This window comes from Bradyrhizobium erythrophlei, from assembly GCF_042430365.1.
GTDB lineage: Bacteria > Pseudomonadota > Alphaproteobacteria > Rhizobiales > Xanthobacteraceae > Bradyrhizobium > Bradyrhizobium erythrophlei.
The window spans coordinates 82,914-91,225 of record NZ_JBHMET010000130.1 but is presented as its reverse complement, the minus strand read 5'-3'; the positions used below and the strand labels follow the sequence as shown (position 1 = coordinate 91,225).

Genomic DNA, 8,312 nt, shown 5'->3' with positions numbered 1-8,312 from the left:
GACTGCTAGAGCGTTTTCAAGCGAAGTGGACACCGGTTCGCGTGAAGAAAACGCGTCAAAACAACAATCTGGAGCCCCGTTCCGATTCTATCGGAGCGGAAAAGGCTCCAGCGGGTGCGACATGATGTCAATGACCTCCGAAATAATTTCCCGGGACCTGTCGGCGGCGCAAAAGGCGCATCGTCTTTCAACCGAGCGTCGATCTGGTATCGGCCCGGAGAAAGGCAACGGAGCAGGACGATGAAGTTCATGGTGATCGTGAAAGCGAGCAAGGACACCGAGGCTGGCGTCATGCCGAGCACGGAACTGCTTGCCGCGATGGGCAAGTTCAACGAGGAGATGGTCGCGGCCGGCGTGATGAAGGCGGGCGAGGGGCTGCATCCGACCACCAAGGGCGCGCGCGTCGCCTATGGCGGCGGCAAGAGCACGGTGACCCGCGGCCCGTTCAGCCTCTCGGGTGATCTCGTCGCCGGTTTTTGGCTGATCGAGACCAAATCGCTCGACGACGCGATCGACTGGATGAAGCGCGCGCCGTTCGCCGACGGCGAGATCGAGATCCGCCCGGTGTTCGCGGCCGAGGATTTCGGCGAGGCGCTGACCCCCGAGCTGCGCGAGCAGGGAGAGCGGCTGCGCGCCAGGCGGCGAAGAGGTGACGCGCAACGGCATTCCCTGTATCGCGTCGGCGATCAACCCGTAGTCCCGCAATTGTTGGGCGAAATCACAAGGTCACACCCATGCGTTTCATGATGCTGATGATCCCGCTCGGTTACGAGACCGCGCCGGCCGAGCTCGATCTCGACCCCAAGCGGGTCGCCGAGATGATGAAGTATAACCAGGCGCTGAAGGACGCCGGCGTGCTGGTCACGCTCGAGGGCCTGCATCCGCCCGCAGCGGGCGCGCGCGTCTCCTTCGTGACCGGCACGCCCGTCGTCACCGATGGCCCGTTCACCGAATCCAAGGAAGTGATCGGCGGCTTCTGGATGATCGACGTCGCCTCGCGCGCGGAGGCGATCGAGTGGGCCAAGAAGTGCCCGGCGAGCGCGAGCGAGATCATCGAGATCCGCCAGGTGCAGGAGATGGCGGATTTCTCCGAGGAGGTGCAGCAGGCCGCTGCACCCTTCGAACACCCGCAGGGCGGCTGGGGCAAGGCGCTCCGCTAGAGCATGATCCGGAAAAGGTGAAGCGGTTTTCCCTCGCGACAAACGCAAAGCGTTTGCGCGGAGATCATGCTCAAACAAGAAGCTAAAGCGCGATGACGATTCAAACCAATCTCGTCGCGCTTTAAGCCGCGAACTCGTCCACCCACCAACCACAACGGAGAAGCAAGATGAGCAGCGACAATATTTTCCTCGCCGTCTATCTCGGCGGCGGCAAGGACGGCAAGCGCATGGCGGCCTGGAACGCGATGCCGGAGGCCGAACGGCGCGCCAAGGAGCAGCAAGGCATGGCGGCGTGGGGTGCCTGGGTCGAGAAGCACCAGAACGTGATCGTCGAGATGGGCGGCCCGCTCGGCAAGACCAAGAAGGTCGATGCCAGCGGGATTACCGACATCAGCAACCTGATGACCGGCTTCACGGTGGTGCGTGCACCCTCGCAGGAGGCCGCCGCAAAGCTATTCGAGAACCACCCGCACTTCACGATCTTTCCCGGCGAGGCCGTGGAGATCATGCCGGTGCTGCCGATCCCGGGCCGGTAGGCCCGAGAGGCGAGCGTCCGTTAATCTTGATTAATGGCGCTATGTAGTGACCTTTGCCGCCGGCTCATGTAAAACTCGTTCACATGAGCTGGCGGAAGGACCAACGCCGCGCCGAGCGCGGCTATCATCACGGCAATCTGAAAGAGGCGCTGCTGCAGGCCGCCCTCGATCTGATCGGGCAGAAGGGCCCCGCCGGCTTCACCTTCGCCGATGCCGCGCGGATGGCGGGTGTCAGCCCCGCGGCGCCGTACCGGCATTTCCGCGACCGCGACGAACTGATCGCCAGCATCGCGCAGCGCGGCTTCGAGCAGTTCGAGTCGGTGCTGACGCAGGCCTGGGACGACGGCCGCCCCGACACCGTCTCGGCGTTCGAACGCGTCGGCAAGGCCTATCTCGCCTTTGCGCGCGAGGAGCCCGCATTCTACTCGGCGATGTTCGAATCCGGCCTGCCGGTCGATTCCAATCCGACGCTGATGGCTGCGAGCGAGCGCGCTTTCGCGATCATCCGCGCCGCCGCCGAGCGGCTCGCCGCGCTGGCGCCGCCGGGCCAGCCGCGTCCGCCGGCGATGATGATGGCGCTGCACATCTGGGCGATGTCGCACGGCGTCGCCTCGCTGTTCGGCCGCGGCGATGCGGCGCGGCGCAAGCTGCCGATGTCGCCGGAGGAGCTGCTGGAAGCCGAAGTGCTGATCTATCTGCGCGGCCTCGGCTTCCCCACCGACCGCAAGCCTGGGCCGCCGCCCCTCGACGAAAAACCGGCGGGTCCGTGGGGCAAACCGAAATAAAATTTCAAAAATAAACCTAAGGGTGCGTCATCCGCTCCGCTTGACTTTCCCCTGGGATCGGCTACCTATGTAAATGTTATTTACATTCACAACGGCGTGATGCCGTTCATGGAGTGAGGACATGTCCTACACCGCAGATGTCAATCGTTGGCGCGGTCCGGTGGAAGAGCCCTATCGCCCGCACATGCTGGAGAGCCCGTGGCATCCCGGCTGGATCGCCGTGACCATCCTCGGCTTCATCATCTGGTGGCCGATCGGTCTTGCACTTCTCTTTTTCACACTCGGGAGCAGAAAAATGGGTTGCTGGAGCCACTACGATCGCGATCGCTGGGCGAACAAGATGGAGAGGATGCAGTACAAGATGGACCGCATGCGCAGCCGCATGGAGCGCCGCGGCTTCCCGTTCGGCGGCTTCGGCCCGCCCTCCAGCGGCAACCGCGCCTTCGACGAGTATCGCACCGAGACGCTGCGCCGGCTCGAGGAAGAGCAGGTCGAGTTCAAGAACTTCCTCGATCGCCTGCGCCACGCCAAGGACAAGGAAGAGTTCGACGCCTTCATGGCGCAGCACAAGACCCGTCCGACTCCGCCGAACGATCAGCCGCCGCCGCAGAACTAAGCCTTCAGGCGATGTGCCCCCATAACACCTGAATGGCCGCGAGCCGCCCGTTTGCAAAACGCAAACGGGCGGTTTGCGTTTGGGGGGCTGTCATGCCCACTCCATCGCCGGTAGTGTCTCAGTTTGAATTTTCGACTGTCGCGCTTCTTTCGCAGGGGAATGGAAATGAGCGAGCGAGACAAGATGATCCTGGCGTTGAGGAAGTCGTTCAGCCCTACCTGCGTTCGGCGAAATTTTCGGGGGCATTTCCCCACTACAGAAGAATCGGGAACGACCGCATCGATTTGGTGACTTTCCAATTCGACAAGAACGGAGGCGGCTTCATTATGGAAACCGCGCAATGTTCGGTCGATGGAATCATCACGGCTTGGGGCGCACATATCGCTCCCAGCAAGGCAACGGCATGGGACGTCCACCCGGATAAAAGGACGCGCATTAAAGCCAAAGCGGGAGCCGGCACCAATGCTTGGTTTCGGTTCGATGAGAGTCTCCCAAGCATCGTTGCTGAGGACGCGCTCAAACACCTTAAGGCGGCGCTAGGACGACCGGAAATTTCAAACTGAGACACGACACTATCCTCGGAAATCCGCACAATGAGGTGAAGATCATGGCGGGACCTGCGACGGCGACATGTGACGATCTCTGGCGTTTGATCCGGCGCGAAGCGGAAGCCGCTGTCGTCGCCGATCCCTTTCTCGAGGCGTCGGCCGCCTTCATCCTCGATCAGGGCGACCTCGGCGGCGCGCTCGCCTTCCTGATCGGCCGGCGGATCGGCCGCGCGGAGGCGGATCGCGCGCAGTTCATGCGGACGGCCCGTGAAGCCTATGCGGCCGAGCCCACGCTGGTCGATGCCGCGGCTAGCGATCTCGAGGCGATCCTGCGCCGCGATCCGGCAATCACCGGCTTCCTGCCGCCGCTGCTGAACTTCAAGGGCTACGTCGCGCTGCAAGCCTGGCGCGTGTCGAACTGGCTGTGGCGCGACGATCGCCCCGATCTTGCCCGGCTGATGCAAAGTGCGGCGGCGGACCAGTTGCAAATCAGCATTCACCCGTCGGCCCATATCGGAACGGCGGTGTTCCTCGATCACGGCACCGGCATCATCATCGGCGCGCTTGCCTCTGTTGGCGACGAGGTCACGATCCTGCAGAACGTCACGATCGCGCGGCATCAGGATGATCCGCGCAACGCCCCGAAGATCGGCCATGGCGTGCTATTGAGCGCCGGGGCAACGGTGATCGGAAATCTCAGCATCGGCGACTTCGCCAAGATCGGTGCCGGCGCGCTGGTAACGTCAGATGTGCCCGCCGGCTGCACCGCCGTCGGCGTACCGGCACGGCTGACGAATTGCGTGGAGGCGGGTGTTTCAGCTCTTTCGTAGGATTGTGAGGTGAGCACGCTAGTCAGGCTCCCTCTCCCGCTTGCGGGGGAGGATGGGGTGGGGGCTCTCTCCGCGAGTCGTGCTGTGGAGAGAGCCCCCACCCGCCGCGCTACGCGCGTCGGCCTCCCCCGCAAGCGGGAGAGGCGAACGGAGTTCGCGGATTGCTAACGCGACCGCCTACACATTCGACCCGTGAATCGCGTCGATCACCGCGTCCGTGACTTCCTTCGTCGTCGCATGTCCGCCGACGTCGGGTGTCAGCACGCCGGCCGCGCACACCTTTTCCACCGCCGCCATCAGCCGCATTGCTGCGTCCTTTTCGCCGAGATGCTCGAGCATCTGTGCGCCGGTCCAGAAGGTTGCGACCGGGTTGGCGATGCCCTTGCCGGTGATGTCGAAGGCCGAGCCGTGGATCGGCTCGAACATCGAGGGGAAACGGCGCTCTGGGTCGATATTGCCGGTTGGCGCGACGCCGAGGCTGCCGGCCAAGGCGCCGGCGAGGTCGGACAGGATGTCGGCGTGCAGGTTGGTCGCGACGATGGTGTCGAGGCTCTTCGGATGGAGCGTCATCCGCACCGTCATGGCGTCGACCAGCATCTTGTCCCAGGTCACGTCGGGGAAGTCCCGCGCCACCTCGGCCGCGATCTCGTCCCACATCACCATGCCGTGGCGCTGCGCGTTCGATTTCGTCACCACGGTGAGCAGCTTGCGCGGGCGGGACTGCGCGAGCTGGAACGCATAGCGCATGATCCGGGTGACGCCGACGCGGGTGAACACCGCGACCTCGGTGCCGACCTCTTCCGGCAGGCCCTTATGCGCCCGGCCGCCCATGCCGGCATATTCGCCTTCAGAATTCTCGCGCACGATCACCCAGTCGAGATCGCCGACGCTGACATTGCGCAGCGGCGAGGCGACGCCCGGCAGGATCTTGGTCGGCCGCACATTGGCGTATTGGTCAAAGCCCTGGCAGATCGGAAGCCGAAGGCCCCACAGCGTGATGTGGTCGGGCACGTCGGGCGCGCCGACCGCGCCGAAATAGATCGCGTCGAACTTCTTCAATTCAGCCAAGCCATCGGCCGGCATCATCACGCCGTGCTTCTTGTAATAATCCGAGCCCCAGTCGAACATCTTGACATTGAAGCTGATGTCGCCGGCGCGCTTCGCCAGCGCCTCCAGCACGCGAACGCCCGCCGAGATCACTTCGGGGCCGATGCCGTCGGCGGGAATGGCGGCGATGGAATGGGTGCGCATGGAAAATCTCCTGAGTGCGATTGTGGTCAGTGGGATTGGGCAGGGGCGGGGTGCGGATCGGTTTCGGCGTGGGCGGTCTGCGCGCGCGACAACAGCAGCGTCAGCACGGCCGACAGCACGAGCAGCGTGGCGACGAAATAGAGGCCGCCGGCGAAGCTGCCGGTCTGGTCCTTGATCCAGCCGATCATCGCCGGACCGACGAAGCCGCCGAGATTACCGATCGAGTTGATGGTGGCGATGCCGGCCGCGGCCGCCGAGCCGGACAGGAACATGGTCGGCATGCTCCACAGTGGCGGCTTCGACGACGAGATGCCGATATTGACCAAGGTCAGCGCCGCGATGACGGCGGCGAGGCTGGTCCACATTCCGGCGAGTGCCAGTCCGATCGCCGCGATCGCGCAGGCGATCACCACATGCCAGGTGCGCTCGCCGGTGCGGTCGGAATGGCGCGCCCACAGCACCATGGCGATGACGGCAACCGTCGGCGGCACCGCGTTGAGAAAGCCGACCTCAAGCGCCGACAGGCCGAACGACTTGATGATCTGCGGCGCCCACACGCCGAGCGTATAGAGCCCGGCCGAGGTGCCGAAATAAACCAGCGACAGCGCCAGCACGCGCGGATCGGCCAGTCCCCGCCAGATACTGTGGCTTGCGGTGGCGGCCTTGCCGTCGTTCTCCGCCTTCATGGTCTTGACCAGCCAGGCGCGCTCGTCATCGGCAAGCCATCTGGCCTGCTCCGGCCGGTCGGTCAGGACGCCGAGCACGACAAAGCCGAGCATGACCGCCGGCACCGCTTCCAGCACGAACAGCCACTGCCAGCCCTTGAAGCCGAAGAGGCCGTCCATTTCGAGCAGCGCGCCTGATAGCGGCGATCCCAGCACGGTCGAGAGCGGTGCTGCGGCCATGAACAGCGCGGTGACGGCCGCGCGCTGGCGCGCCGGGAACCAGTAGGACAGATAGAGGATGATGCCGGGGAAGAAGCCGGCTTCGGCGGCGCCGAGCAGGAAGCGCAGCACGTAGAAGCTGGTCGCGCCCTGCACGAAGGCCATCGCCGCCGAGACCAGCCCCCAGGTGATCATCACCCGCGCGATCCAGATCCGCGCGCCGATCTTGTGCAGCATGATGTTGGAGGGCACCTCGAACAGGAAATAGCCCCAGAAGAAGATGCCGGCGCCGAAGCCGTAGACCGTCGGCGTGAGCCCGATGTCCTTGTTCATGGTCAGCGACGCGAAGCCGATATTGACGCGGTCGATGAAGGCCACGAAGTAGAGCAGCATGATGAAGGGAACGATGCGCAGGGAAATCCTGCGCAACACGCGCGTCTCGAGCTCGCTGTCCATGGGCCTCCCTCGGGTCTGTTCTTCTTGGGATAAAGGCGCATCTCGAGCGCGCCGGCGGCGAGGTTAGAAGGCTCTGCTATTTCCGTTCAATCCACTCCGGTTTATACAAAAAATTGATATAATCGTTCCGCCGTCATTGCGAGGAGCGGATGCGACGAAGCAATCCATTCTTTCGACGCGGCGGTATGGATTGCTTCGCTTACGCTCGCAATGACGGTGGGTGAACGCCCAGGGATGGAAGGAGACGCCTTGGAACTGCATCAGCTCCGCTGCTTCGTGGCCGCTGCCGAGGAACTGCATTTCGGCCGTGCGGCGCAGCGGCTGCAGATGCTGCCGTCGGCGCTCGGCCGCCACATCAGGCTGTTGGAAGAGGACCTCGGCGTCCGGCTGTTTGCGCGCACGACGCGCGCGGTGTCGCTGACCGAGGACGGCGCGACATTGTTGCGCGAGGGGCGGGCGCTGCTCACCCGCGCCGAGGCGATCGAGGACGGCTTCCGCAAGCGGCTGCGCAAGCCGTCGACGCGGCGCTTCCGGATCGGCGCGATCGACAGCGCCGCCGCCGGCCTGCTGCCGCCGCTGCTGCGCGATTTCCGTGCCGCGCATCCCGACGTCGCGGTGCAGCTGCTCGAGGAGAAGACCATCCGCCTGTTGCCAAGGCTGCTCTCCGGCGCGCTCGACCTCGCCTTCGTGCGTCCGCCGGAGCGGCCCGACAAGCGCATCGAGTTCTTTCCCCTGTTGCAGGAAACGGCGGTGGTCGCGTTGTCGCAGAGGCATGCGCTGGCGCGGCGGACGCAGATCGCCTTGCCCGACATCGCCGATCAGCCGCTGATCGTGCCGGAGCGCCGCTCGCGGCCGCACAGCCACGATCTCACGATCAAGCTGTTCGACGAGGCCGGCTTGACGCCGCGCATCCACCAGATCGCCGACGAGAAGCAGACCATCGTCAACATGGTCGCCGCGCGGCTCGGGGTCGCCATCGTGCCGCGCTGGACCTCGCGGATGGCGGTCTCGGGCGTCCGCTTCGTGCCGTTGAAGTTGAAGCGCGGCAGCGCCGCCGGCCGCCTGCCGCTCGCCGCCGCGTGGCTGAAGGGCTCGCGCGACCCGATCCGCGACCAGTTGCTCGCCGTACTCGAAGCGCGGTTGAAGCGCTACGCGCGCGAGGCGTGAGGTCGGTTCGGGTTCTTCGCTTTATTTCCGATTTTCGGAATTTTCTCTTGACGCGCGTCCCAAATCAGATTTAGGACTC

General features: G+C 64.5%; 9 protein-coding genes and 2 pseudogenes. 9 read left to right on the top strand and 2 right to left on the bottom strand.

Annotation, left to right across the window (positions count from 1 at the left end; translation table 11 throughout):
* The 8 genes and pseudogenes from ACFFWD_RS20340 to ACFFWD_RS20305 all read left to right on the top strand — a co-directional run.
* Positions 1–244: pseudogene (locus ACFFWD_RS20340) on the top strand (hypothetical protein); the annotation flags it as partial.
* Positions 241–639: pseudogene (locus tag ACFFWD_RS20335) on the top strand (YciI family protein); the annotation flags it as partial. The pseudogenes ACFFWD_RS20340 and ACFFWD_RS20335, both read left to right, overlap by 4 nt.
* Before the next feature lie 95 nt (positions 640–734).
* The gene (locus ACFFWD_RS20330) at positions 735–1,160 is read left to right on the top strand and encodes a YciI family protein (protein ID WP_376968268.1); all 426 of its coding nucleotides are present in this window, start codon (positions 735–737) and stop codon (positions 1,158–1,160) included.
* 167 nt (positions 1,161–1,327) lie between these two features.
* Complete coding sequence (locus ACFFWD_RS20325) at positions 1,328–1,696, top strand: YciI family protein (RefSeq protein WP_376968267.1); 369 nt, start codon at positions 1,328–1,330, stop codon at positions 1,694–1,696.
* Positions 1,697–1,779: 83 nt separating this feature from the next.
* Positions 1,780–2,481: a TetR/AcrR family transcriptional regulator gene (locus tag ACFFWD_RS20320; RefSeq protein ID WP_376968266.1), complete on the top strand. Its 702-nt coding sequence runs from the start codon at positions 1,780–1,782 to the stop codon at positions 2,479–2,481.
* A 121-nt stretch (positions 2,482–2,602) separates the two neighbouring features.
* Positions 2,603–3,097 (top strand): DUF2852 domain-containing protein, encoded by a 495-nt coding sequence (locus ACFFWD_RS20315; RefSeq protein WP_376968265.1) that lies wholly within the window; start codon positions 2,603–2,605, stop codon positions 3,095–3,097.
* A gap of 92 nt (positions 3,098–3,189) precedes the next feature.
* Positions 3,190–3,660 carry a DUF4304 domain-containing protein gene (locus tag ACFFWD_RS20310; RefSeq protein ID WP_376968264.1) on the top strand — a complete coding sequence of 157 codons (471 nt, stop codon included), beginning with the start codon at positions 3,190–3,192 and terminating at the stop codon, positions 3,658–3,660.
* A 44-nt stretch (positions 3,661–3,704) separates the two neighbouring features.
* Positions 3,705–4,475 (top strand): serine acetyltransferase domain-containing protein, encoded by a 771-nt coding sequence (locus tag ACFFWD_RS20305; RefSeq protein ID WP_376968263.1) that lies wholly within the window; start codon positions 3,705–3,707, stop codon positions 4,473–4,475.
* 177 nt (positions 4,476–4,652) lie between these two features.
* Here ACFFWD_RS20305 and ACFFWD_RS20300 read toward each other — a convergent pair whose 3' ends face one another.
* Both ACFFWD_RS20300 and ACFFWD_RS20295 read right to left on the bottom strand, forming a co-directional pair.
* Positions 4,653–5,726, bottom strand: a complete 1,074-nt coding sequence (locus tag ACFFWD_RS20300) for a tartrate dehydrogenase (protein WP_376968262.1) — start codon at positions 5,724–5,726, stop codon at positions 4,653–4,655.
* 26 nt (positions 5,727–5,752) lie between these two features.
* Complete coding sequence (locus ACFFWD_RS20295) at positions 5,753–7,066, bottom strand: MFS transporter (protein WP_376968261.1); 1,314 nt, start codon at positions 7,064–7,066, stop codon at positions 5,753–5,755.
* A 249-nt stretch (positions 7,067–7,315) separates the two neighbouring features.
* Here ACFFWD_RS20295 and ACFFWD_RS20290 point away from each other — a divergent pair, with 249 nt between their 5' ends.
* Complete coding sequence (locus ACFFWD_RS20290; protein ID WP_376968260.1) at positions 7,316–8,233, top strand: LysR family transcriptional regulator; 918 nt, start codon at positions 7,316–7,318, stop codon at positions 8,231–8,233.
* Positions 8,234–8,312: the final 79 nt, after the last annotated feature.